The sequence below is a fragment of the Yersinia sp. 22-579 genome (assembly GCF_030433455.1).
In the GTDB taxonomy this organism is placed as follows: domain Bacteria; phylum Pseudomonadota; class Gammaproteobacteria; order Enterobacterales; family Enterobacteriaceae; genus Yersinia; species Yersinia enterocolitica.
Genome location: NZ_JAUJTZ010000002.1, coordinates 219255 through 244680, shown reverse-complemented (window position 1 = coordinate 244680; position 25426 = coordinate 219255). Strand labels below are relative to the sequence as shown.

Sequence of the window (25426 nt, the reverse complement as noted above, 5' to 3'; positions counted from 1 at the left end):
CCATTACTTTTCACTATTCCTCATTTCGCTGCTGTTACTTTTCATTTCAGTCAATAACTCTGCCAGCGCCTATTAGGAATAAGCTGCCGCACCATAATCAGGCAAAGCAATAGCGCGAATATACCGCAGTGCACTTCTGTGACGCGTGTCGCACTAATTTGGTGCGCAAAAACTGTTCAATCCTCTCTATTTCGTCACATCGCTATTGTGCTGCGCATCTCAAGCCCCATCAGTTCGCCATTTCAGTATTAAATTCTCGCCAATATTATTTATGGCATAGCCTTTGCTTTACTTGTTTTAAGAAAGATAAATGTTTTAAGAAAGGTAACTGTTTTAAGAAAAGTAAGTGTTTCGTGGAAGATAAGTATTTCGTGGCCGACATAAATTCGACTTAATTCGAGAAGGGGCAAATATGAAGCTGGTTACCGTGGTTATCAAACCATTTAAGTTGGAGGATGTGCGCGAAGCCTTGTCCTCAGTAGGTATTCAGGGGTTGACCGTAACCGAAGTGAAAGGATTTGGTCGCCAGAAAGGGCACGCAGAACTCTATCGGGGAGCGGAATACAGCGTCAATTTCTTACCCAAAGTGAAAATTGATATCGCGATTGCGGATGATCAATTAGATGAAGTGATTGATGTTATCAGTAAGGCCGCTTATACCGGAAAAATTGGTGACGGCAAAATTTTCGTTGCTGAATTGCAACGTGTTATTCGCATCCGTACCGGCGAAACAGACGAAGCAGCACTGTAATTTGCAGGCTCAAATTTAGTGAATAGGGATGGGTTGATGATGAAAAAACTTTTATCCGTGTTGGGCCTGAGTTCGGTAGCGATGCTGCCTTCTTTGGCAATGGCTGCTGCACCGGCAGTGGCTGACAAAGCAGATAATGCCTTTATGATGATTTGCACCGCGTTGGTGCTGTTTATGACCGTGCCCGGTATTGCCCTGTTCTACGGCGGCCTGCTGCGTTCCAAAAACGTATTGTCAATGATGACTCAGGTCATGGTGAGTTTTGCGCTGATTTGTGTCTTGTGGATTTTGTATGGTTACAGCCTGGCGTTCAGTACGGGCAACGCGTTCTTCGGTAACTTCGATATGGCGATGCTCAAAGGTATCGGCCTGACCAGCCTGAGCGGCACCTTCTACCAATATATCCATGTAGTATTCCAGGCTTCCTTCGCCTGTATCACAGTGGCTCTGGTGGTGGGTTCATTTGCTGAGCGTATTCGTTTCTCTGCGGTGCTTATTTTTGCTGTGCTGTGGTTCACCTTCTCATACTTGCCAATGGCGCACATGGTATGGGGCGGTGGTTTCCTGGCAATGGACGGCGCACTGGACTTTGCGGGCGGCACTGTAGTGCATATTAACGCCGCGATCGCGGGGTTGGTAGGGGCTTACTTACTGGGTAAACGCGCCGGTTTTGGTAAAGAGGCATTTAAACCTCACAACTTACCGATGGTGTTTACCGGGACGGCAATTCTGTATATCGGCTGGTTTGGTTTCAACGCCGGTTCAGCCAGCGCCGCTAACGAAATCGCTGCATTGGCTTTCTTGAACACCGTAGTTGCAACCGCAGGTGCCATTCTTTCCTGGGTATTTGCTGAGTGGATTTTGCGTGGCAAGCCGTCTCTGTTAGGCGCATGTTCAGGTTGTATCGCCGGTTTGGTTGCGATTACACCTGCCGCAGGTACTGTTGGTGTCGGTGGCGCACTGATTATCGGTTTAGTGGGTGGGGTCGCCGGTCTGTGGGGTGTGGTTCTGCTGAAGAAATGGCTGCGGGTGGATGATACCTGCGACGTGTTCGGTGTTCACGGCGTGTGCGGGATTGTCGGTTGTATCCTGACAGGTGTCTTCACCTCTGCCTCATTGGGCGGCACAGGTTATGCAGCTGGCGTCACTATGGGTCATCAAGTGGGTGTACAGTTGTTCAGTGTGGGGGTGTGTTTGGTCTGGTCCGGTGTGGTTGCTTTCGTTGCCTACAAAATTGCTGACCTGGTGGTTGGTCTGCGGGTACCAGAAGAGCAAGAGCGCGAAGGCCTGGATGTCAACAGCCACGGCGAAAATGCTTACAATCAGTAAGTTAAGAGTGTCAGTAAGTTATCACTGACAGTAAAATAAATAATAATGATGATAGCAACAGGGGCGATGGAGACATCGCCCCTTCTATTTTTTGCTATGACCGATGTAAGCGAATCACACCTTCCTGCACCGTAGAGGCAACCAAGACTCCTTCCCGATTATAGATTTGCCCGCGAACAAAGCCACGAGCACCTGACGCTGAGGTACTTTCTACCGCATACAACAACCAGTCATCAAGACGGAATGGGCGATGGAACCACATGGAATGATCGATTGTGGCGATTTGCACCCCTGGTTCAAGGAACCCAATTCCATGAGGCTGCAAGGCCGTCGGTAAGAAATTAAAATCAGAGGCATAACCCAGTAAATATTGATGAACTCGCAAGTCATCCGGCATTTCGCCGTTAGCTTTAAACCAGACATAGCGATTGGGTTCCGCAGTCGAACCTTGCAGTGGGTTGTGGAATTTCACCGGACGCATTTCAATCGGTTGATGGCCGATAAATTTATCCCGCACTTTCTCGGGAATTAAATGGGCAAATTTGCGGGCGATGTCCGTTTCAGACATTAATCCTTCCGGTGGTGGGACGTCCGGCATGGTATTTTGGTGCTCAAAACCCTCTTCCTGACTCTGGAATGACGCCGTCATATAAAAGATAGGTTTACCATTTTGAATCGCACTGACCCGACGGGCGCTGAAACTGTTGCCATCGCGCAGTGTTTCTACGTCATAAATGATGGGTTTGCTGCTGTCCCCCGGGCGTAAAAAATAGCTGTGAAATGAATGGACCACTCGATCAGTGGGGACAGTTTGTTTTGCCGCATAAATCGCCTGACCGACAACTTGCCCCCCGAAGACCTGGCGTAAACCCAGATCTTCACTTTGGCCACGGAAGATCCCTTCTTCAATTTTTTCAAGAAAGAGTAGATCGAGCAATTTTTTTAATGCCTGGCTCATGTTGTGGCCCCTGGTGGTTGAGTTCGTACACAGTGTGCTGAATCATCAGGGCTATCGTCAATATATTGCTGTGAAACAGCAGTGCGGTTGAAGTTAGACTTATAAGGAATAGTCTGATAAATGGCTCAATCGGGAGAGAAACGGCAGGGGCTAGCAGATTGTGCTATAATTAGCTTGCTAGGTGGTTGAAGCCACTTATTAAACGCGAGTTTTTTTGGATAGAACTCGCATCTTAATAATAAGAAGGAGTGCGACCTATGAAACCTTGGCAATCAAAAAAATTCTGGCAGATCGCGGGTGGGGCAGCATTGGTAGTCAGTTTAGCTGGGTGTGCCCATAAAGGGGCTGATGTTCCCGTTCCGGCTCCAGCAGGAATCACGACAGCCGCTGCACCTATTGCACAACCTGCCGTACAAGGGACAGTGAATATCCGCGAGCGCATTGCCTTGCCACCTGATGCTGTCGTTACGGTGACGCTGTCGGATGCCTCACTGGCTGATGCGCCAACGCGAGTTATTGCTCAGAAAGCGATTCGCACCGAGGGTAAACAAGCACCCTTTACTTTTACCTTGCCGTTTAACCCAGCTGAGATTCAGCCAAATGCGCGGATCATTGTGAGTGCAGCCATTACCCATAATGGTCAGCTAATGTTTATCACTGATACTATCCAGGAAGTGATTAACAATGGTACCGGTACACAGGCTAACTTGCTGCTGGTTCCTGTGACTTCTGTGGCTATTGAAACTGCTCCTACTGCTACAATGACTGGCACTGGGACGATACAGTAACTTTCGACTGGCTGTATGCGCTACAGGGCATCGTTCCCTGTGGCGCTGAAGCTAGCTGTATTGCCAACGATATTGCTGTAAATCAATCCGCCCGGCAGGGCTTATTTCAATACCTTCCGCCAGCAATGCATTTTTCTGCCTGAGATAATCTTCTCCAATTAACGATATTTCGCCATGGCGATTAATCACCCGATGCCAGGGTAAAATAGAGCCTTCAGGTAAGCGTTTTAGAACACCGCCCACCTGCCGCGCAGCTCGGGGAGAACCTATCAGACGGGCGATATCACCATAGGTGGTGACTTGCCCATAGGGGATAGCTGCCACAACGTGAAATACCCGCTGACGAAAGCTGTCCATTTTACTGTGTTCTGCTGTGTCACCCGGTTTTTTTAGTTCTATTTTTGTTGATGTCACTGCGTCCTCTTTCTGATCTGTTTTCACTGCACATGGTCATGGAGAGACAGTAAGAAATAGAGTGGGATAAATAGAATGAAGGCAATAAATAACATTATCAGTGCATTTTTTGCCAGAAGAAAATAGGTTTAGGTCTAACTTTGAACCGCCTGGGCAAGAAACCACCAGTTAGCGTGTGTTGTCTTGCTATTTCGAAGTTCATGGCCGATAATGCCCACCGCTCCAGAATATAAGGAGCCGTTAACGACAATGGAGGCCCTGTTGGTTCTCCCGCAACACTAACTTGTGAACTCGGTCAGGTCCGGAAGGAAGCAGCCGCAGCAGGCGAGGTGTGTGCCGGGATGTAGCTGGCAGGGCCTCCACCATTTCTGATGAATCAATATTTCACCTGAGCGCCATAGGTGACGAGTATCGTTCACACAAGCGCAAACATCATCTGATGACTGAATGATAAAATAAGAATATTCTTATTTGTTTACAGGTTGAATTTTCTATTTGCATTTTAGTTTTAGCCAATAATTAATAATATCTCTAAATTATTAGCAGCCAGGCAGGTTTTTAATAAATTAAATAGCACGTAAGAGCGTACTACTTAAATACTCTGATAACGCATTTGGCCACATCTAAACACAGGTATGCAATAACGCGGGATTAAAGTTAACCTTCAATACCGTAGTTCTATCAGGACGTTTATCTAACATTAAACACTTACAACCCGCTTGCTGCATTGAAGCCGATAACGATTATCGGCTCAACGTTGTGTGTCTTAACCAGCGTTAAGCAGACTATTTCACATGTTGCCATACAGTAGGTGGAATTTTATCATAAAGTTTATTCATTGTGAGTTCAGCTAAGCGGTGGTCTGCTGCTGAGTAAAACAATTCCAGCTCATCGTCAGAAAGTTCGTACTTATTTTTTTCAATTACACGTTCCAATGTATCAATAGTCGTACATTTTCTTAAACGCATCAGGTAGTCAGTTTTTGTCATGGTGTTTTTTCTTCTCAATATAAAAATAATATAGGGAAACTATCCCTTAAGTTTTCATCAGGGTACAGATGTATTCCCCTGAGAAAAGTCTGAATAAACGCTCTTTGGTTTTTTGCCAGCGCTGCAATTCCGGATCATTGATTCCGTAACTACTAAACAGAGTATATGTGTCGTCTAAATATTCTTCCACTAACTCTGAAAGGTCGCCGCCATCCGGGTATTTTATTTTAAAACTCATCACAAATGAAGCTATATGCTCGATCAAATCATTGAGTTGCAGGTTTACGGCTGAAGTTGGATCATTTACCCAGCCATGATGGCTATCACCAAGGGTAGCAATGCCTTCATCATACAAACTCTCGCACAGGAACTTCAATTGGGCAACGTCATGCCGCTTAGGTGAGTACTCATCCATATCATCCCCTCCGTAAACGCTTAATTCGGTGTTGATAACACAATGTGAGTAGATCGGTAATCATATAAATGCAGGGGCTTATCAGAAACTAAATAAACTGGTCTTGCTATTAATATAAATCATTTCTCCGCTCACCGCGCAACTTTATTACTTAATCTTACAATTCGTCAGCGGTTGAAGGTCTGTCATTGTTAATTATATCAAAGATGATTTTTTGGGGATGTACAATAAATGTTACAGTATTTGTTAGTAAATCTTCAGTGTTGATATCCAAACAAGGGTTGAAGATATACCACCTATAACAGTAACTCATTGAATAACAGTTATCTTTCAAAGTGGAAATATCAAGAATTTCTAATGAGCCTTCTGTGTACTGTGCATTTTCAGAATAATACATTAACCCGGAAACTAAACTTCCTTCAATTTCACGAATATTATTTCTGATAGCATCCGTTAGTAATGAAATCGGGTAACACCCTGAGGAGAAGTCCCCGGCTATTTCATTGTTCATTAATTGTCCGCTCATGGTGACAAGATTAATTCATTAGCGCATTGCCATTGTCACAAAAAATGCGATAGCAATTTTTTTGAGTTACTACTCGTATGATTTGAATCAAAAAAATCAAATTTAATGAGATTTATCAACTAAACTGGCGAGTTAACACTCAGTGGTGTTATTAAAACTGCCATCTTCAATAACGCCATATGGCAATAAAATAACAATTCCCAAATAGTCATCCTCATATTTACGACTATTACTTACGATTAATTCAACCTACTTCTATTAATTTAGAATGCTATGCGGATTTGATCAAGAGGTGGGGCCGCCGCATGGCTTATTTTTATTGCATAATTTACTGTTTTGCGAGCACGAGCGAATAGTTCTGCTGTTAGATTACCAAAATTCAGTGCGTACTCACCAGTCAGCCCTCAGTAAAGATAGTTTAATTTACTGTAACTAACTATGAGAGTGTTGTGTGTTTTATCAACAGCGGCAGGTTTGCTTCCCCCTTATGCCCATATTGTGCTGGTATCCCGTCATGGCTTGTTACTTTTGAAATCGGTAAGGCAGCGATGTGCGCTTGAATTTAATAATTCATTGTGATGTTATATTGTATCAATTAATCACTTGTTCTTTCTGACATGAATAAATTCACTGCCCGGTTTACCCCACTGCCACATTGGACATTGTTCTCATTATCTTCTTTGCAGCGCATTGCCGGTGTTGCTTTGCTTTGTGTGTTGCTGTGGTGCGCTATTTATTGGGCGAATGTATTGCCATGATAAATCTTAAGAATACTGAAATTGGCTATGGTAATCATGCTCTGACACCGCCTATTGATGGCTGTTTTGTTGCCGGTTCGCTTACCGCCATTATCGGGGCAAACGGTGCGGGTAAATCCACTTTGCTTAAAACGTTGGCAGGACTACAACCGGCCGTAGCGGGACAGATTACCTTTACCGGCGGGAGAGTTCCGCAAATGGCCTATTTACCGCAACAAGCCGAATTAGACCGGCAGTTTCCTATTGTCGTTCAAGATGTTGTTGCCATGGGGTGTTGGCCCCAAAGTGGGTTACTCGGCGGGATTAATCATCAATCCAGACAACGAATTAACCAGGCATTGAGTGCGGTCGGAATGCAGGATATGGCTCGTCAGCCTGTAGGTGAACTTTCCGGCGGGCAGTTACAGCGGGTGTTATTTGCGCGTCTTTTAGTGCAACAAGCGCAATTGATTTTATTGGATGAGCCTTTTACCGGGATCGATAGCCAAACTGTCGGATTGCTGCTTGAGGTTATTCATCAGCTACATACTGAAGGGCGAACCATCATTGCTGTCTTACATGACATGTCGATGGTGGAAGAACATTTTCCTCATGCTTTATGGCTAACACCTCAAGGCCATTGCTGGCAGTCCGCTGAGCAGGTTTTAGTACAGTGGCATCACTCGCACGGCTCATCTTGCTCCTTTTCTTCTCGACCCAGCACATTAAGAGCAATCAATTTATGACGTTGTTTCATTTAATTGCCGATCCTTTTATGGATTTTGGCTTTATGCGACGAGCATTGGTGGCCTGCTTAGCTTTGTCGCTCAGTTCAGCACCTCTAGGGGTTTTCTTATTATTAAGACGAATGAGTTTAGTTGGTGATGCCCTGTCACACGCGGTATTGCCGGGGGCGGCTATTGGATATCTGATTTCAGGTATGTCGTTGGTTGCTATGGGGATTGGTGGTTTCATTGCTGGGCTTGCGGTTGCCATGATGTCGGGCTGGGTGAGTCGCCGAACACTGTTAAAAGAAGATGCCAGCTTTGCCGGTTTCTATCTTGGTTCTTTGGCTCTGGGGGTCACCCTCGTCTCTTTGCGCGGCTCCAGTATGGATCTGCTGCATGTGTTGTTCGGTTCTATTTTGGCGGTTGATACCAACGCCATGACCATGGTTGGTGTTATCACGACATTCTCCATGCTGGCATTAGCCGCCATTTATCGCGCATTGGTGGTGGAGTCATTTGACCCCGTTTTTCTACGGGTGAGTATGGGTCGCTGGTTGATGGTGGTTCATGCGTTATTTCTGTCGTTGGTCGTCCTTAATTTGGTGGCTGGGTTTCAGATCTTAGGCACTCTGATGTCAGTCGGATTAATGATGCTACCGGCAGCCAGTGCGCGTTTTTGGGCCAAAAATTTGCCGCAAACACTGGGGATCGCCATGACTATCGGCATGATTGCCAGCATCGTCGGTTTACTGTGGTCCTATTACGCCTCATTACCTGCCGGGCCCGCGATTGTCTTAAGCGCCAGTTTAATTTTCTTTTTATCTATTTTATTTGGAACGCGTGGTGGTGTGCTAGCCACCGCGCGCCGTTGAGAACTATTTATTTTTATTGAAAACCCCGTGTCATTAAAGGAGAGTTAAATGAAGTATTTACCTATTAGTTTGGCGGTAGCTGCCCTACTGTCAAGCCCACTGGCGATGGCCAAAACAGTTGAAGCCGTTGCCAGTTTTTCTATTTTAGGTGATATCGTCCAGCAGGTTGGCGGCGAGCACGTCAATGTGGTGACCTTGGTCGGGCCAAATGGTGATCCACATGGTTTTGAACCCACGCCGAAAAATAGTAAACAATTGTCCAAAGCTGATGTGGTGTTTGTCAGTGGATTAGGGTTGGAGGGGTGGTTAGAAAGATTGATCACTGCCTCGGGCTATAAAGGACAGGTTGTGATTGCATCAACCGGGGTTGATACCCGTAAGATGGATGAGGAAGGCAAAATGGTGACGGATCCCCATGCATGGAACAGTATGGCGAATGGTATCAAATATGCTAACAACGTGATGAATGCATTGATTGCCGCCGATCCAGAAGATGCAGACTATTTCCGCAAGCGTGGAGGAGAATACATTCAGCAACTGGAAAAACTGGATGCTTATGCCAAAGCGCAGTTTGCTGCAATCCCTGCCGGGCAGCGAAAAGTACTGACCAGCCATGATGCATTTGGCTATTTTAGCCAGGAGTATGGGGTTAACTTCTTGTCACCAGTCGGGTTTTCCACCGAGTCTGAAGCCAGCGCCAGTGGGGTTGCTGCGCTGATTAACCAAATCAAAAAAGAGAAAATAAAAACCTATTTTATTGAAAACCAAACTGATCCACGGTTGGTAAAACAAATTGCCGAAGCCAGTGGTGCACAAGCCGGCGGAGAGCTTTATCCAGAGGCGTTATCTGCTGCTGGTGGCCCGGCAGCAACCTATGCGCAAGCGTTTAAACACAATGTGGATACCCTTGTTGGCGCTATGAAGTAATAATAGGATGAAATTTACTCAGCCTCGAAGGGAACCAAGGGGCTGAGTTCTCGAACCTTTTATGACAAATAGGAAAGCCCCGTTGGGCAGCAACGGGGCTTTTTAACGGCAGGGAATACACTCAACATCAACGCTTCTTATGGGTTCCTCCCTGAACCGCTTTAAAACGTGGATTACTTTTGCAAATAACATACACCCGACCACGACGACGGACGATTTTGCAATCGGGATGGCGGTTTTTTGCCGAACGTAATGAACTCAATACTTGCATAATTAACTCTCAGAATTAGCTGGCTTTTTTGGTCAGGAAGCTGCCGTAACGTTGATGGAAACGCGCGGTGCTACCTTCTTTTGAAAACTCTTTTTGTTTCCCGGTGTAATACGGATGCGATGCTGAAGAGATATCCAATGTGACGTAAGGATAGGTCTGACCATCGCGCTCAATAGTGCGCGCTGTGGCGATAGTTGAACCGACAGTGAAATAAGTGTCTGCACTGGTATCGTGAAAAACCACAGTTCGGTAGTTAGGATGGATGCCAGGTTTCATATGAACTCCATTTGTTATGTTATACTATAACAATAATTATGCTCCTTTCGATTTTCAGTTTCAAGTCCGAGTTTCAAATCCGAATAAATAAAAAGCCCGCAAAGCGAAATTTGCGGGCTTTTTTAGATGGATGGCTCTACGGCCTGCGACTAGGCGACTACATGTAATCCGAGTACAGCAAAGATATTAGCCAATATACCGACGACAATGGCCGCAATCGGGCCTGCCGCCAGTTTCATAACCGGACGGCCACAAATTTCGTTGAGGATATACAAGCTGACCACCACGAAAATGCCGGTACCGGGCCAGATCTGATTTGCCGCATTAACCCCGCCCACTAAAAGTGCAATTTCAAGAATTTGCGTCATGGCGGTACGAATATTATCACCGGACATTTTCAACGACGGGAAGCGGTTCATCGCTTTACCAATTCGACTCAAACTGGTGATCTCGACCCCCATTGCCCCCGCGCCCAGTATGCCAGCCACCACTGGGTTAGGTGCCAGATAGCCTAAGCCGAGGAACCAGTCACACCAGCCATTAGTGCCATACACTCCGCTTATCATTGCAGTTGTAATAATCAGTGGCATGAAAGCGAGTGCTTGGACAATTGCCACTATGGCCGCAGAGGTAATTTGCCCTTTTCCGAGTAATGCTGCTGCAATCGGTTCACCCGCAATCCAGTGGTAGTGGGCAGTGATAGTAATCAATGCGGCCATTGGCAACAGATAAATCGCATTTTTCCGAATGCGCTTAATATTGTCATCAAACAGACTATGTTCTATTTCTTCGCCGTGGCGTTTATCGCGAGAAGCAAAGAACAGCAAGCAAATCATACCAAACAGCATTGCAATACCTTCCGGGCTGAGCGCGACTTCATTACCAGCAATGGTGACTGGGTTAATTCGCTCAATCACCACACGGGCCAGGAAGGCAATAATGATGGTGATTAACCCGGCTTTCTTACCGAATTGATAACCGACGGCAATGGCAGGGAAGGCCACAAATGCATAAATTATCGGATCACCCACCGAGGCGAGGGCATCAAGGAAGTTGACCGGCAGATAACTGAAGCCTTTAATCAATCCATCCAGCGCAATAGTGATTAAAGCGCCATAAACTGTGCCAATTAATACGGCTAACTTAGTATTATTCAGTGATACCCCAATAATATCCGCTGTGAGCAAAACGATATGAATAACGATAATGCCGGTTGCCAATGTAATCGGCATGGCGAAACCAGTAATAAACCCGATGCTGATAGCAAAAGAGATACCCGCCAGCTCTTTCCGGCTCATATTGCCGTTCATGAACTCCGGCATAATAGGCCGCAATCCATCGTGATACACCGCGATAGATTTATTGGCGAGAAAGGTGGCGTACCCCCCCATTAGCGAGAAAAGAATAATCTTGACTAAATTAAACGATTCCATATCACGACCCCATCGGGGCCAATGAGCCCCAGGCTAATTTGTTTATTATTGTTGTCAGTTGTGTCAGTCTTTTTAGAATAAAATGAATGACAGTAATAGATTTTCAGTATTACTTTTCAGCCAATAAAACGGCACACAAGGCTTTAACAGAATTTTCAACACGGTCATTGGTAAAACCGAATGCTTTTTTCCCCTGATCTATCAATTGGCTGATATTGGCTTCTGAGGGTTGGGTCAAAGCATTGGCTATTGTGGCGCACTTATCGCGTCCAATCAGGGCATAAGCCATAGCCAAAGCACCACCGGCACCACTTTGGCAAGCCCCTACGTAATAGTCGAAGCTACCATTTTTGACTTTCATAGCGGCATCCATGTCGGTAAATATGTCAGAAGTGATTTTCCCCGCGCCATATTTAATTAAACAATCTTGTATTTCGTTTTTATTCAACTGCCCACCAATAGCAATTTTAAACATGATGACTTCTCCTTAAGTACCCTGAATATATTTTAAATAATCTGAATATATTCCATTATTTACTGGCTTCAGTAAGTTGTCGCCAGAAAGAGTGACCGTTTTGTGGCGCAATTGCCGCGAAAAACTCACAGGCTGTCGCGCCAACATCTGACATAGTTTCCCGGACCCCCAGGTGAATAGCTTTCTGCTGTGAATATTTAATTCCCGGATGATAGACCAGTAATGGAACTTGCTCGCGTGTGTGCTTGCTATGGCCGATTGTTGGGTCGTTGCCATGATCGGCCATCACGACCAGACAATCACCGGGTGCCATGGCTGCGGTAATTTTCCCTAACATGTTATCGACTAATTGCAGGCGTTCTGCATAGCGCTCGACATCTTGCCCGTGGCCTGCCAAGTCAGTTTCCTGAATATTGGTACAGATAAAGGCACTACCCGCGCGTTGTACTTCTGCTAATGTGATATCCAAAATAACTTGGGAATCAACCAATTGCTGGTAACTTCTCCCCGCCGGATTGGCAACAATATCCGCGACTTTACCCACCAATACTGTGGGAATATTCACTTTCTCAAGCTGATGAGGCACCTGAACATCAGCATCGACACCATAACCGAGATGAATAACCTGAAAACCGGTATCGTAAACACCGGATTTTGGACTGTTAATGCCAATATAATGTTGTTGCTTAACTTCAGCTGCACTGATGATTTCCTGGCTATTCATCAGTTGCCCTCCGTAGGCGATAACGCGGTTTACTTCCACACAACCGCGAACTATCCGACCTATCTTTTCGACCTGCTCAAAATCAATGGCACTTAAATTAGCACAAATATTAAATACTTGACCTAAATCTGCCTCAAGATTATCGCCAATTGCGACGCAGTTATTGACCCATAGAAATTGTAAATCACTGCTATCATCAGGCGCACTGTGCTCTTCAACCTGATAACCCTGCTGGCGTAATGCATCAGCGACACGTGACTTTACGGTGGAGAACGGCATGCTTAAGGGCGCGCGGGGCAGGGTGCCCATGATTTCTTGATGGCCCATAAAGGTATCACCACCTTCATGTTGCAATAGTGCGACACCAAAACTGGCCAGAGGGTTGTCTTGCATCACGCTGTCCTGAAAATCTGGAGAGCCGATATGCAAGGCGTTAAGTAACCCCAACTTCTCTAAATTGGCTAAACGCAATTCCGGGTAAGTTTGTAAAATATGAGCACAAGTATTCGCTCCGAGATCCTGTGGACGCACGGCAGAGACATCAGGCATGGCACCCACGCCAAAGCTGTCGATGACCAGTACAATAAACTTACTCATAACCCCTCCTGTCCTGTGGACGTTGGAATGGTATTACCCTGACTATCAAAAGTTCCGAGTAAGGTGGGGTGACCGGATTGGATGCCTGCGACCAAGACCACATCACTGCGGGTAACGAAAATTTGTGTACGAAAGCACATCACCACCGGGCTGCCGATGGTGAATGGCTCGGTAAGACCCAGTGTATAATCAATGCTGTCATTGGCTGGACTCACTACTTTGGCGGTATGCCACTGTTGGTCATACACCAGCGCATTGCTTAAATGGCCGCGCCGATAGTATCCGCCACCATAGCAATAACTTTTGCCTTGATGGCAATGGGAAACTTCAGTCAGATACAGCATGGCGACATGCTCGGGCTGATTACCTTGTTGGTTAGAGGGCATGGTTCCGGTTAAAGAGTGCCCCGGTTCGGCGTGCGTTACTCCCCATTTAGCCAATTGCGGCAAGCTTTCAACCCCGGTGGCGGAGGGGCCATTAACCTGCTCAACCTTTATGCCCTGCTGCTCAAGAATACTTTTTGCTTCAATCAATGTATTGAGATTTGGGCTGGGCAGCGTCTTGCCTTTTTCATTATCAAAAAGCATGCAAGGGAAATGCGTGACGCCCACCAAACGGATGCCGGGTATTGTTTTTATTTCACGGATAACAGTGGGTAATTCATCCAGAGAGAACCCCGCTTCCTGGCCGGGATAAACCAGGTCGCCGTGATGACAAACCTTTAATAACAGGGCTTGTTTTTTATTTTGACGCACTGCGGCCGCAGCAATTTCGCGTGCTTTGTCAATACTGTAAACAGTAATGACCTCGGGTTTGCGGGATACAACTTCATCCACCATTGCGCTGGGAATTTGAACTAAATGGCCTATGTGGGCGACCGGCAAGTTATATTGATAGAGTTGACGTGCTTCTTTGAAATCTACCGCGACGATACCTTGGTAGCCACATTCCAGCAGGAGTTTGCACAGTAGTGGATTGCGGCCAAACTGCTTACTCATTAGATAAAGAGTAATGCCATAACGTGTTGCTGTTTCCAGTAGCAAACTCGCATTCTGTTTGACCTGATCAACGTCAATAACATAGCTGTCAGGTCTAATCACCCCTTGTTTCCAGAGTAAAAGAGCGACTTCTATCAGCGCTGGATTTTGTTTTTGTAATGCTTTCAGTAGCATATTAGATCCCTATATAACGCCATTTTATTTTCATTTTTTTGAATATTTAACGAGCGCTAAAATATTTAGCACGCCGTCTGCTGCGCAAGATGCAGGCCATATAGATTTGCTAATAAATATCCTACTTCGTAATCGGGCACTTGAAAGGTAAACAGTGAGAGTAGGTCGTTATTAATTTCCCTGATATTGGCAAAAACGGCTGTGGTTTCGATCTCTTTTAATATTTCATCATCGATAGCTGGAATAACTTGCCCCTGACTCGCTCGCATCAGCGCATTTGCCATATGAGTGATCAGCATTTCTCCCTGGGAATGGCGAATAGATAGTTGCCAGTGTTGTTCCAAACGAGTGAGAACATTCAGCATCCCGAAGTAGACCGCAGAATCAATAACCTGCGTGTCATATAAAATTTTTAATCTCGTTTCCATTTCTTTATCTTCATTTTTATGAATATTTGTATATTAGTAATTTATTGTACGGCTGCAAATGCTCAAATCGTTATTTGGTATATTGATCACAATATAATCATTTGCACGAAATTGGCTGCTTCAGTGTGGCGATAGCGCCCTGTTTTCTGCTGAGGCGATGTTGCCGAGATTGATGGTAGATAAAGAAAAAGGCCGCATTTGCGGCCTTTTAAATATGACATCATGGGTTACCAGTCAGGTTTACTTCACCTTATGGTCAACAGCATGTGCATGTTCTACATCTTCATTTTTCCGGCTGAAGCGGCGGCGAACCACCACGAAGAATACCGGAACAAAGAAGATAGCCAGTACGGTAGCGGTTATCATACCGCCCATAACACCTGTACCAACCGCATTTTGTGCACCAGAACCTGCACCGCTACTGATTACCAATGGTAGAACCCCAAGGATAAAGGCCAGTGAGGTCATCAAGATTGGGCGCAGACGCATACGTACCGCTTCCAATGTTGATTCCACCAAGCCTTTGCCTTCTTTATCCATCAAGTCCTTAGCGAACTCAACAATCAAGATGGCGTTCTTGGCCGATAGCCCGATAGTGGTCAACAAGCCTACCTGGAAGTAAACGTCGTTATTCAGGCCACGCAGAGAGGCTGCCAATAACGCACCGACCACACCCAGCGGTACCACTAACATAACGGAGAATGGAATCGACCAGCTTTCATACAACGCTGCCAGACACAAGAACACCACAATCAGTGAAATGGCGTACAGCGCCGGAGCCTGGTTACCGGACAGACGTTCCTGATAGGACATACCGGTCCAGTCATAGCCGATGCCGCTTGGTAACTTAGACGCCAATTCTTGCATCAGATCCATCGCCTCACCGGTACTTTTACCCGGTGCGGCCTGACCCAGAATTTCCATGGATGGCAAGCCGTTATAACGTTCGAGTCGCGGTGAACCATATTCCCATTTGGCGCTGGAGAAGGTGGCAAATGACACCATCTGGCCAGTGCTGTTACGGACATACCACTTATCAATATCACTTGGTAACATGCGGAATGGCGCATCAGCCTGCACGTAAACTTTCTTCACACGACCACGGTCGATAAAGTCATTTACATAGCTGCCGCCCATTGCTGAACCCAGGGTGGTATTGATATCAGAAATAGCCACACCCAGAGCTTGTGCTTTTTCCTGATCCACTTCGACTTTGAACTGCGGCGTATCTTCCAGACCGTTAGGACGCATACCTACCAGCATATCCGGGTGTTGTGCCGCCATGCCGAGCAGTTGGTTACGTGCTTCGGTTAACTTTTGATGTCCTACGTTACCTTGGTCAATTAACTGGAAGTCAAAGCCGGTAGCTGTACCCAGTTCCACAATTGCTGGCAAGTTAAAGGCAAACACTAAACCGTCTTTAATTTGCGAGAAGGCAGCAGAAGCACGGCCAACAATCGCTGGAACTTTGTTTTGCTCGCCAGGGCGTTCATCCCAGTTTTTCAAACTCACGAATGCCAAACCGGTATTTTGACCCTGACCACTGAAACCGAAGCCGTTAACGGTAAATACTGAGTTAACAACATCTTTTTCTTTGTCGAGATAATAATCAGTGACTTGATCCAGCACTTTCTGCGTACGTTCTTGGGTCGCACCTGCTGGCATTTGCACCATAGTCAGGAACACGCCTTGGTCTTCTTCCGGCAAGAATGATGTCGGTAAGCGCAGGAACAGCACGCCCATACCAATCACGATGGCCAGATAGATAACCAAATAACGCCCGGTACTGCGCAGAATGTTGCCAACACTGTCGGTATAGTGATGGGTGCTTTTCTCGAACATGCGGTTAAACCAACCGAAGAAGCCGGTTTTCGGACCATGTTCGCCTTTGGCGATCGGTTTTAACATGGTGGCACACAGTGCTGGCGTCAGTATTAATGCTACCAGAACAGAGAGCACCATGGCCGAAACGATAGTGATAGAGAACTGACGATAAATCGCCCCGGTTGCGCCACCGAAGAAGGCCATCGGGATAAATACCGCTGACAGCACCATCGCGATCCCCACCAATGCGCCCTGGATTTGCTCCATGGATTTCTTGGTGGCTTCTTTCGGTGGTAGCCCTTCCTCTTGCATCACACGTTCGACGTTCTCTACCACGACGATGGCGTCATCCACCAATAGCCCTATCGCCAACACCATCCCGAACATCGTTAGGGTGTTTATCGAATAGCCAAAGGCCGAGAGAATGGCGAAAGTTCCCAGCAATACTACCGGAACGGCAATCGTTGGAATTAACGTCGCCCGGAAGTTTTGCAAGAACAGATACATGACCAAGAACACCAGAATAATGGCTTCTACCAGTGTTTTAACCACTTCGTTGATGGAGATTTTAACGAACGGTGTGGTGTCATACGGGTAAACCACTTTCAACCCTGCCGGGAAGAACGGCTGTAATTTTGCCAATTCAGCTTTTACTGCCGCAGAGGTGTTCAGGGCGTTAGCCCCTGTTGCCAACTTAATACCGATACCTGCAGCTGGCTTACCATTAAAACGGGCAATAATGTTGTAGTTTTCAGCACCCAGTTGAACGATAGCCACATCTTTCAAACGAACCTGTGAACCATCAGTGTTGACCTTCAGCATGATTTGGCTGAATTCTTCCGCATTGGTCAGACGGGTCTGAGCAATAATAGAGGAGTTCAGTTCTTGCCCTGGAACTGGCGGTGTACCACCTAATTGGCCGGCGGCAACCTGGTTGTTCTGCACTTTAATGGCGTTAATAACATCAACCGGCGTCAAGCCGTAGTTATTTAGTTTGTGCGGGTCCATCCAAATACGCATCGCGTATTGGGAACCAAACAACTGAACATCACCCACACCTGCGGTACGGCTAATTGGGTCTTTAACGTTAGAACCTACATAGTCGGCGATATCTTCCTGTTTCATGGTACCGTCTTCAGAAATAAAGCCGGCAACCATCAGGAAGCTACTACTGGACTTTTCAACGCTCACACCTTGCTGCTGCACTTCTTGCGGCAGTAAAGGCATGGCTAATTGCAGTTTGTTCTGCACCTGAACCTGAGCGATATCGGGGTCAGTGCCTGAGTTAAAGGTCAACGTCAACTGCACGTTACCGGAGGAGTCACTGCTGGAAGACATATACAGCAAGTTATCGATACCGTTCATGTTCTGTTCGATAACCTGCGTAACTGTATTCTGCACAGTTGTCGCATCGGCGCCAGGGTAGTTGGCGGAGATTGAAATTGCCGGTGGCGCAATGGTCGGATATTGCGCTACGGGTAACTTCATTATCGCCAGGCTACCGGCCAACATAATTATGATGGCGATAACCCAGGCGAAAATAGGGCGATCAATAAAGAACTTAGCCATGAATTACCGGCTCCTTTTAAGACTTCTTCGCTGTGTCAGCCGGGGCTGCTTTTTGTTCTGTCTCAGTAACTTCCTGCACTTTCACCTGCACGCCCGGTCTGATTTTCTGCAAGCCGGAAACGATCAGGCGATCGCCTGCTTTCAAGCCTTCAGTTACCAACCATTTATTACCGATAGCCTGATTAGCGACCAGTGTGCGTAACTCAACTTTGTCATCAGCACCAACAACCATGGCCGTTGCTTCACCGCGTGGGTTGCGCGTCACACCTTGTTGAGGCACTAACAGTGCATCAGGGCGGACACCTTCATCCAGACGGGCGCGGACAAACATCCCTGGTAATAACGCTTCATTCGGGTTAGGGAAGATAGCGCGGATAGTGATAGAGCCAGTGGTTTCATCTACGGTCACACCAGAGAATTCCAAGGTACCGGTTTCGGCATATTCAGAGCCGTTTTCCAGTAACAAGCGAACTTTAGCTTTACCGTTTTCCTGTTTCAGCGTGCCATCAGCCAGCTCTTTTTTCAGGCGCAGGAACTCATCACTTGACTGAGTCACATCAACATACATCGGATCAAGTTGTTGGACTGTTGTCAAAGCAGTTGCCTGACCACTGGTCACCAATGCACCTTCAGTCACTGAAGATTTACCGGTACGGCCACTGATTGGCGAGGTCACCTGAGTATAAGCCAGGTTAATGCGGGCACTTTCTACTGCTGCTTTTGCCGCAACGACTGCTGCATTAGCTTGCATAGAATTAGATACCGCCTGGTCGTACTCTTGTTTACTGATGTAGTTGGTACCCAGCAATGGTTTATAGCGATTAACTGTCAGACGAGCGATTTCAGCTGCAGCTTGTGCTTTAGCTAAGTCACCTTTGGCGCTGTCATAAGCAGCCTGATAAGTGGCTGGGTCAATTTGATAAAGGGATGTTCCGGCGGTGACATCACTGCCTTCAACGTAGTTACGTTTAAGAATAATACCGCTAACTTGCGGACGAACTTCTGCAACACGAAATGCGGACGTGCGGCCAGGCAATTCGGTTGTGATATTCAGTGGTGCTGCTTTTAATGTCACAATGCCGACTTCAGGTGCCTGTTGAGCATGGGCTTGCGCCGCATCTTTGTCATTACATCCTATAAGTACTAAGCTGCCTGAAAGTACCAGAATTGCAGCCAGAGGCATTACCCCTCTGTTTTTGCTCATAGATAAACCTCAAGTGTCCGATTTTTAATTTAATTCAATGGATCACAAGCTTTAAAACCCATTGCTGCGTAAATTATATGTGCGTGCTATGGTACATACATTCGTGAATGTATGTAAATCGCACCCCCTCGAAAAAACAACGCTATGGCACGAAAAACCAAACAGCAAGCCGAAGAGACCCGGCAACAAATTTTAGATGCCGCAGTGCGGGAATTTTCTGCGCACGGCGTTTCAGGCACTTCACTTACTGATATTGCTGTCGCCGCAGGTGTCACCCGAGGCGCAATTTACTGGCACTTCAAGAATAAGGTAGACCTATTTAACGAAGTCTGGGAGTTATCAGAGTCTAAAGTTGATCTGCTCGAATTAGAGTATCAGGCAAAATATCCTGATAATCCACTCCGTATTCTCCGTGAAATACTCATTTATGTGCTTGTTTCTACGCGAGAGGATTGCCGGCGACGCGCATTGATGGAAATTGTGTTCCATAAATGCGAATTTGTCGGAGAGATGACCTCTTTCCACGATGCACGTAAAGTCCTTGATTTAGCTAGTTATGAGCGAATTGAATCGGTTTTGCAAGGCTGTATTGATGCTAATCAGCTGCCCGTCAATCTTGATACCCGCCGTGCTGCGATTATCATGAGAGCCTATATTACAGGTTTGATGGAAAACTGGCTTTTTATGCCAGAAAGTTTTGATATAAAACAAGAGGCGCCGGTATTAATTGATGCCTATCTGGATATGCTGGCCCACAGCCTTTCATTGCAAAAAGAGATGAATAGCAAGGTATCGGATTAACTGGAGAAATTTATATGAGCGACAAAACGAATTCACTGGTCGTCATTGCCAATGGTGCGGCGTATGGACAAGAGTCGTTATTTAATGCGTTGCGTTTATCCATCGCATTGAAAGAACAGCAAGGCGATCTCGATTTACGTTTATTTTTAATGTCTGATGCGGTTATTGCCGGCCTTCAAGGGCAGCAGCCAGCAGAAGGTTACAATTTACGGCAGATGTTGGAAATTCTCACTGCACAGAATGTCCCGGTTAAACTCTGTAAAACTTGTACAGATGCGCGTGGGATAACGGGATTAACCTTGGTTGACGGAGTGGAAATCGGCACTTTGGTTGAATTGGCCCAATGGACGCTGGCTGCCGAGAAAGTGCTGACGTTTTGAGTGACCAGAGCGTTGCTGATTTTGGCTTCCTCAATCAACTGTTATTTCTATCTGTTACATATTGTTCAAGAGTAAATGCGTAACTGCCCGCATTAATGATCGCTATTCATGACCGGAAAAACTTTTCTTATTATGACTCGAGACTGAACGTGATAGGATTTCACTCTCTCTGTTGAAATGAAGTTCAAATATGAGCAGCAGATTTCCTAATCCAGATTCTTTGTCATTTTCGTTGTTATCAAGCGCCTTTTTATTGCGTCTGCAAACAATGATTATCCTGCTTATAATATCATTGCTAATTTCACCGGCAATTTTCGCGGCTGGAATGAATATAGATGTGCCAACGCGCAGTGAAGTGCTGAGTCAGTTAGATGCATTATCAAAACAAAAAATATTGTCACCTGCTGAAAAGTTATCGCAGCAAGATCTAACAAAAACGCTGGAATACCTTGATACCATTGAGCGTACCAAGCAGGAAGCCGCTCAACTTAGACAACAATTAGCACAGGCTCCGGCGAAGCTGCGTCAGGCGACGGAAGGGCTGGATGCGCTTAAGAACAGTTCAGCCGATACACTGACCCGAGAATCCCTGTCTAATTATTCATTGCGCCAATTAGAATCTCGCCTAAATGAAACTCTGGATGACTTACAATCTGCCCAAGAAGATCTTTCGGCTTATAATAGCCAGCTAATCTCCCTGCAAACTCAGCCAGAACGCGTGCAGAGTGCTATGTATAACGCATCGATGCGTTTAATGCAGATTCGCAACCAACTCAATGGATTGGCTCCGAATCAAGAAGTTTTACGGCCCACCCAACAGCAAGCGCTATTGACTGAACAAGTCATGCTAAATGCGCAGCTAGATTTACAGCGTAAAAATCTGGAAGCCAATACCACCTTACAAGATTTACTGCAAAAACAGCGGGATTACACCACTGCGCACATTAATCAGTTGGAGCGTTATGTCCAGCTATTGCAAGAGGTGGTGAGCGGTAAACGGTTGATTCTTTCGGAGAAAACAGCCAAAGAAGCGCAAGTGCCTGATGATGCGACTGATATCCAAAATGACCCCTTGGTTAGCCGTGAATTGGCGATAAACAAAGAGTTGAGCCAGCGGCTGATTAACGCCACTAAAGAAGGTAACACGCTGGTACAACAGAATATCCGGGTCAAAAACTGGCTGGATCGTGCATTACAATCTGAACGTAATTTAAAGGAACAAATTACCGTTTTACGTGGCAGCTTGTTGCTTTCCCGTATTCTGTATCAGCAGCAACTCAACTTACCTGCATCTGGGCTGATTACCAATATGGGTCCACGAATCGCTGATTTGCGCCTGGAACAATTTGAAATTAATCAGCAGCGTGACCAGCTATTCCAGGGGGATGACTACATTCAAACCCTGATGACTGACAGTAAAGAAAAAGTCAGCCCTGATGTTGAAGACGCACTGGGGCAAATAGTTGATATTCGTCGCGAATTGTTAGATCAATTGAATAAACAGCTGGGCAATCAACTGACTCTGGCAATTAACCTGCAAATTAATCAGCAGCAGTTATTGAGTGTTAACGAGTCACTACAACATACACTGACACAGCAAATTTTCTGGGTTAGTAGCAATAAACCAATGGATTGGTCTTGGCTAAAAGCATTGCCGGGAGCAGTGAAAGCTGAGCTGAGTAATTTTAATTTTACCCTGTCATGGAATGATGTATTAGCAGGGTTAATGAAATCACTGGTATTCCTGATACCAATGCTGATTGTGGTCGGTGTGATCCGCTCACGCTACAAAATCATTAATAAGCATCTGGATAGTCTGGCCGCTGATGTCGGGCAATTAAAACACGACAGTCAAATGCACACACCGAAAGCCATCATGCTCACCTTGCTGAAAGTGTTGCCAGGGTCTCTGATCATATTGGGTATAGGTTATTGGTGTTTGCGTTCAGATTTTAATCTTAGTGATTTCTTCTGGAGTTTCTTCCAACGTCTGGCGCTGTTCTGGCTGGTGTTTGACCTGACCTATCGCATGTTATCGCCAGGTGGCATTACCGAGCGGCACTTTATGATAGCCGCTGACCGATGCGCCCATTATCGACGTCAAATGGTGCGATTGGGGGCTGCATTGCTGCCTGTTATCTTCTGGTCTGCCTTGGGGGAGAAAAGCCCACTTCGGTTGGTAGATGATGTTATCGGGCAGGTCGTCATTGTTATTGCTTTGGCATTGTTGGCGCTGTTTGTCTATCCCTTCTGCCGTGATAGCTGGCGTGAGAAAGATTCTCACGCGGTTCGACTCGTGATAGTCACCGCTATTGCAGGAACGCCGATCATATTGATTGGATTAATGGTTGCTGGGTATTTCTACACAACTCTGCAACTGGCAGGCCGCTGGATTGATAGTCTCTATTTATTATTCCTGTGGAATATCATTTACCTGACGGCGATTCGTGGGTTGGGGGTTGCGGCACGACGTTTAGCCTATCGTCGCGCCATCGCCCGGCGACAAAATCTGGTGAAAGAGGGGGCTGAGGGCGGTGAGCCGGTCGAAGAACCCCCACTGGCACTGGAACAAATTAACCAGCAGTCATTGCGTTTGACCACTATGGTTCTGTTCCTGATTTTCGCCACTTGTTTCTATGCCATCTGGGCTGATTTGATAACGGTTATCTCCTATCTCGACAGCATCTCTTTGTGGCATTACACCACAACCGTGGCGGGCGCGAGTGTTTCTCAGGCGGTCACATTGGGAAATATGCTCGTGGCATTAATGGCGCTAGTGGTTGCTTATATCCTGACGCGCAACCTGCCCGGATTGCTTGAGGTGGTGGTGTTGTCGCGGTTACAGCTACGTCAGGGCACCTCTTATGCCATCACCACCATTTTAACCTATCTCATTACCGCGATTGGGGGGATAACTGCACTCAGCTCTCTCGGGGTATCGTGGGATAAACTGCAATGGCTGGTTGCCGCGCTGTCAGTTGGTTTGGGCTTTGGTTTGCAGGAGATTTTTGCCAACTTTGTATCGGGTTTGATTATTTTGTTCGAACGCCCTGTTCGTATTGGCGACACCGTAACCATTGGCACTTTCTCCGGCAATGTTAACAAAATCCGTATTCGTGCCACCACGATCACCGACTTTGACCGCAAAGAGGTGATTATTCCGAATAAGGCCTTTGTTACCGAGCGCCTGATCAACTGGTCGCTATCAGATACTATTACCCGGATTATTATTAAAGTTGGCGTTGCGTATGGCTCTGATTTAGCGAAAGTTAAAGATATATTGCTAAAAGCGGCTCATGAGAATCCGCGGGTTATGACTGACCCTGAGCCTCATGTATTCTTCCTCAACTTTGGTGCCAGTACCCTTGATCATGAATTGCGGGTGTATGTACGCGAATTACGTGACCGCAGCTATACGGTTGATGAATTGAATAGTGCGATTGATAAGTTATGCCGCGAGAATGACATCAACATTGCGTTTAATCAGTTGGATGTGTATTTACACAAACCTGATGGCACTGAAATTCAAGAGGTAAGCCGGCCTTTTGATACGAAAGAATTGCCCTCTGCACCGTCGGAGAAGTCGCCAATTGGGGATACCAAACCTGATTTACCGGATATCAACAAGCCACTCGCTTAAAACTGTTAGGTAGGGGTAACGGTGAATTCATACGTTTTGCATGTAACTAACTACAACAAGGCGATACTCGATGGTATCGCCTTGGCTAAACATCAGGAATAACCGGGTCAATCAGATGTTTGATTGCGCAGCTTATGCTGATAATCAAGTTGCACGATAGCTAACGCTGCCAGTGCTGTTTCCGGCGCTATCTCATTGCATTCCAGCAAGTAGATAAGATCTACTGCCAGTTGCAGTTCTGGTGAAGCTTTTTCAACTGACATAATCTGGCCAATATTTGATTTTCAGTGAGTGAGGAAAGTTTGATGGGGATAAGTTACTGCCAGTTCCCACCTAACTTGATTTCAATTCATCTACCCAATAGATTTCAAGCTGTACTCAGGTGGCTAGTGAGAAAACCCGATAAGTTCACATAAACACAGCACATGGGGGATTGAACCAGCTAACCCCTGCAACTTGAAACAAGGTAGGTATAAAACATTATAGAAAAGTATTCGCTATCGAAACCCTAATGATTCAAAAAATGTGATAAATATTCAAAAACCGTTCTCTTTCTTCTCAATACTGCGTTCTATTTTTATCAGTGCCTGCCGGCAGCGCATTAAACGGCCCTCCAGTGCGGCGAGTTCTTTTTGTATCTTCTGTTGCTCGGTCAATAAATTTTGCTTACCCAGTTGGCTTTCTCTGTCCTGAATCATGGCCAGTATTCGCCGCTCATAATCTTGATGCTCAGCCAGCTTGTGGTAAGGGTCTAACTTATTATACTTGGGTTCAGGGTTGGTTTTTCTCAGCTTTTGAGTGGCTAACTCTCGTTGTAAGGCGGATATTTGTGCGACCAGCTTTTCAGCTAAAAAGGCGACCTGCTGTGTACGATTTTCTGCAACGACCTGTTTTAATTGGGCCATGTTTTTGTGTACTTCCAGTAGATAATCGCGAAAACGGTTACCATGATTGCCAAATAATTTCAGGTCAAAACGGGCCTGCTGAGAAGGCATGTTAGCTTGTGGGCCGACCTGAGCCGATAATGCCTCAATTTGGCTTTCAAGCACCTGTAATAGCTTTTCTGTACTCATGGCGCTTCTCCTGGGGGATTTTTCCGCCAGCTTGCCTTTGAATGTCGATACAAGCGAGGGGCGGCTAAAACGCTATGTTAGTGGTAATAATGCCAATAATATCTATTGATGATGACCAGTGCATG

26 protein-coding genes and 1 other RNA gene are annotated in these 25426 nt (G+C 46.1%); 11 read left to right on the top strand and 16 right to left on the bottom strand.

The features are described from left to right. Positions 1-412: 412 nt before the first annotated feature. On the top strand, positions 413-751 hold the full coding sequence (gene glnK, locus QSV56_RS03505) for a P-II family nitrogen regulator (RefSeq protein WP_002208627.1): 339 nt from the start codon (positions 413-415) through the stop codon (positions 749-751). A gap of 39 nt (positions 752-790) precedes the next feature. Beyond that, a complete protein-coding gene (amtB, locus tag QSV56_RS03500) occupies positions 791-2080 on the top strand; it encodes an ammonium transporter AmtB (protein WP_005167660.1) in 1290 nt (429 codons plus the stop codon). A gap of 94 nt (positions 2081-2174) precedes the next feature. Here amtB and tesB read toward each other — a convergent pair whose 3' ends face one another. Then, on the bottom strand, positions 2175-3038 hold the full coding sequence (tesB, locus tag QSV56_RS03495; protein ID WP_019082546.1) for an acyl-CoA thioesterase II: 864 nt from the start codon (positions 3036-3038) through the stop codon (positions 2175-2177). Between the two features lie 257 nt (positions 3039-3295). Between tesB and QSV56_RS03490 the strand changes: the two genes are divergently transcribed. Continuing rightward, complete coding sequence (locus QSV56_RS03490) at positions 3296-3826, top strand: YbaY family lipoprotein (RefSeq protein WP_046051452.1); 531 nt, start codon at positions 3296-3298, stop codon at positions 3824-3826. A gap of 51 nt (positions 3827-3877) precedes the next feature. Here the strand turns inward: QSV56_RS03490 and QSV56_RS03485 are convergent, their stop codons facing one another. Then, positions 3878-4183 carry an MGMT family protein gene (locus tag QSV56_RS03485; protein WP_050880165.1) on the bottom strand — a complete coding sequence of 102 codons (306 nt, stop codon included), beginning with the start codon at positions 4181-4183 and terminating at the stop codon, positions 3878-3880. A gap of 316 nt (positions 4184-4499) precedes the next feature. Between QSV56_RS03485 and ffs the strand changes: the two genes are divergently transcribed. After that, positions 4500-4596, top strand: an RNA gene (ffs, locus tag QSV56_RS03480) — signal recognition particle sRNA small type. 429 nt (positions 4597-5025) lie between these two features. Here ffs and ymoA read toward each other — a convergent pair. From ymoA to QSV56_RS03465, 3 genes are all read right to left on the bottom strand, one after another. Continuing rightward, complete coding sequence (gene ymoA, locus QSV56_RS03475) at positions 5026-5229, bottom strand: expression modulating protein YmoA (protein WP_002208622.1); 204 nt, start codon at positions 5227-5229, stop codon at positions 5026-5028. A 46-nt stretch (positions 5230-5275) separates the two neighbouring features. Further along, a complete protein-coding gene (tomB, locus tag QSV56_RS03470; protein ID WP_005167670.1) occupies positions 5276-5644 on the bottom strand; it encodes an Hha toxicity modulator TomB in 369 nt (122 codons plus the stop codon). Positions 5645-5801: 157 nt separating this feature from the next. Then, a complete protein-coding gene (locus QSV56_RS03465) occupies positions 5802-6155 on the bottom strand; it encodes a hypothetical protein (RefSeq protein WP_046695349.1) in 354 nt (117 codons plus the stop codon). Positions 6156-6787: 632 nt separating this feature from the next. On the opposite strand from QSV56_RS03465, the gene QSV56_RS03460 reads away from it, so the two are divergent. From QSV56_RS03460 to QSV56_RS03445, 4 genes are read left to right on the top strand one after another with little or no spacing between them, the layout of a single operon-like run. Beyond that, complete coding sequence (locus QSV56_RS03460) at positions 6788-6928, top strand: hypothetical protein (RefSeq protein ID WP_172653924.1); 141 nt, start codon at positions 6788-6790, stop codon at positions 6926-6928. Next, the gene (locus tag QSV56_RS03455) at positions 6925-7653 is read left to right on the top strand and encodes a metal ABC transporter ATP-binding protein (RefSeq protein WP_019081288.1); all 729 of its coding nucleotides are present in this window, start codon (positions 6925-6927) and stop codon (positions 7651-7653) included. Before QSV56_RS03460 ends, QSV56_RS03455 begins: the two co-directional genes overlap by 4 nt. Next, entirely contained in the window at positions 7650-8507 is an 858-nt protein-coding gene (locus QSV56_RS03450) for a metal ABC transporter permease (RefSeq protein WP_050870301.1), read from the top strand. The genes QSV56_RS03455 and QSV56_RS03450 overlap by 4 nt, the downstream gene beginning before the upstream one ends. Before the next feature lie 48 nt (positions 8508-8555). Continuing rightward, complete coding sequence (locus tag QSV56_RS03445) at positions 8556-9434, top strand: metal ABC transporter substrate-binding protein (RefSeq protein WP_019082550.1); 879 nt, start codon at positions 8556-8558, stop codon at positions 9432-9434. A gap of 127 nt (positions 9435-9561) precedes the next feature. Here QSV56_RS03445 and ykgO read toward each other — a convergent pair whose 3' ends face one another. The 9 genes from ykgO to acrA form a co-directional block, all read right to left on the bottom strand. Then, the gene (ykgO, locus tag QSV56_RS03440) at positions 9562-9705 is read right to left on the bottom strand and encodes a type B 50S ribosomal protein L36 (RefSeq protein WP_002208618.1); all 144 of its coding nucleotides are present in this window, start codon (positions 9703-9705) and stop codon (positions 9562-9564) included. A 15-nt stretch (positions 9706-9720) separates the two neighbouring features. Then, positions 9721-9981: a type B 50S ribosomal protein L31 gene (locus QSV56_RS03435; RefSeq protein ID WP_019081286.1), complete on the bottom strand. Its 261-nt coding sequence runs from the start codon at positions 9979-9981 to the stop codon at positions 9721-9723. Positions 9982-10130: 149 nt separating this feature from the next. Continuing rightward, a complete protein-coding gene (locus tag QSV56_RS03430) occupies positions 10131-11414 on the bottom strand; it encodes a YhfT family protein (RefSeq protein WP_011816884.1) in 1284 nt (427 codons plus the stop codon). A 109-nt stretch (positions 11415-11523) separates the two neighbouring features. Further along, positions 11524-11889 (bottom strand): DUF2620 domain-containing protein, encoded by a 366-nt coding sequence (locus tag QSV56_RS03425; protein ID WP_005167683.1) that lies wholly within the window; start codon positions 11887-11889, stop codon positions 11524-11526. Positions 11890-11944: 55 nt separating this feature from the next. Further along, complete coding sequence (locus tag QSV56_RS03420; protein ID WP_301210741.1) at positions 11945-13210, bottom strand: phosphopentomutase; 1266 nt, start codon at positions 13208-13210, stop codon at positions 11945-11947. Continuing rightward, positions 13207-14382 carry a YhfX family PLP-dependent enzyme gene (locus QSV56_RS03415; RefSeq protein WP_046695346.1) on the bottom strand — a complete coding sequence of 392 codons (1176 nt, stop codon included), beginning with the start codon at positions 14380-14382 and terminating at the stop codon, positions 13207-13209. The genes QSV56_RS03420 and QSV56_RS03415 overlap by 4 nt, the downstream gene beginning before the upstream one ends. Before the next feature lie 65 nt (positions 14383-14447). Further along, positions 14448-14810, bottom strand: coding sequence for a PRD domain-containing protein (locus QSV56_RS03410; protein WP_050158136.1), 363 nt, complete (start codon positions 14808-14810; stop codon positions 14448-14450). Positions 14811-15050: 240 nt separating this feature from the next. Beyond that, positions 15051-18203, bottom strand: coding sequence for an efflux RND transporter permease AcrB (gene acrB / locus QSV56_RS03405; protein ID WP_019081282.1), 3153 nt, complete (start codon positions 18201-18203; stop codon positions 15051-15053). 16 nt (positions 18204-18219) lie between these two features. Beyond that, the gene (gene acrA / locus QSV56_RS03400; RefSeq protein ID WP_005158151.1) at positions 18220-19407 is read right to left on the bottom strand and encodes an efflux RND transporter adaptor subunit AcrA; all 1188 of its coding nucleotides are present in this window, start codon (positions 19405-19407) and stop codon (positions 18220-18222) included. Between the two features lie 144 nt (positions 19408-19551). Here acrA and acrR point away from each other — a divergent pair, with 144 nt between their 5' ends. From acrR to mscK, 3 genes are all read left to right on the top strand, one after another. Next, positions 19552-20208, top strand: a complete 657-nt coding sequence (gene acrR, locus QSV56_RS03395) for a multidrug efflux transporter transcriptional repressor AcrR (protein ID WP_005158153.1) — start codon at positions 19552-19554, stop codon at positions 20206-20208. 14 nt (positions 20209-20222) lie between these two features. Continuing rightward, positions 20223-20588 (top strand): DsrE/DsrF/TusD sulfur relay family protein, encoded by a 366-nt coding sequence (locus QSV56_RS03390; RefSeq protein ID WP_005158156.1) that lies wholly within the window; start codon positions 20223-20225, stop codon positions 20586-20588. Between the two features lie 190 nt (positions 20589-20778). Further along, positions 20779-24228 carry a mechanosensitive channel MscK gene (mscK, locus tag QSV56_RS03385; protein ID WP_301210734.1) on the top strand — a complete coding sequence of 1150 codons (3450 nt, stop codon included), beginning with the start codon at positions 20779-20781 and terminating at the stop codon, positions 24226-24228. 107 nt (positions 24229-24335) lie between these two features. Here the strand turns inward: mscK and rsmS are convergent, their stop codons facing one another. Both rsmS and priC read right to left on the bottom strand, forming a co-directional pair. Beyond that, positions 24336-24491, bottom strand: a complete 156-nt coding sequence (gene rsmS, locus QSV56_RS03380; RefSeq protein WP_050321690.1) for a pleiotropic regulatory protein RsmS — start codon at positions 24489-24491, stop codon at positions 24336-24338. Between the two features lie 273 nt (positions 24492-24764). After that, entirely contained in the window at positions 24765-25301 is a 537-nt protein-coding gene (gene priC, locus QSV56_RS03375) for a primosomal replication protein PriC (protein WP_005167706.1), read from the bottom strand. Positions 25302-25426: the final 125 nt, after the last annotated feature.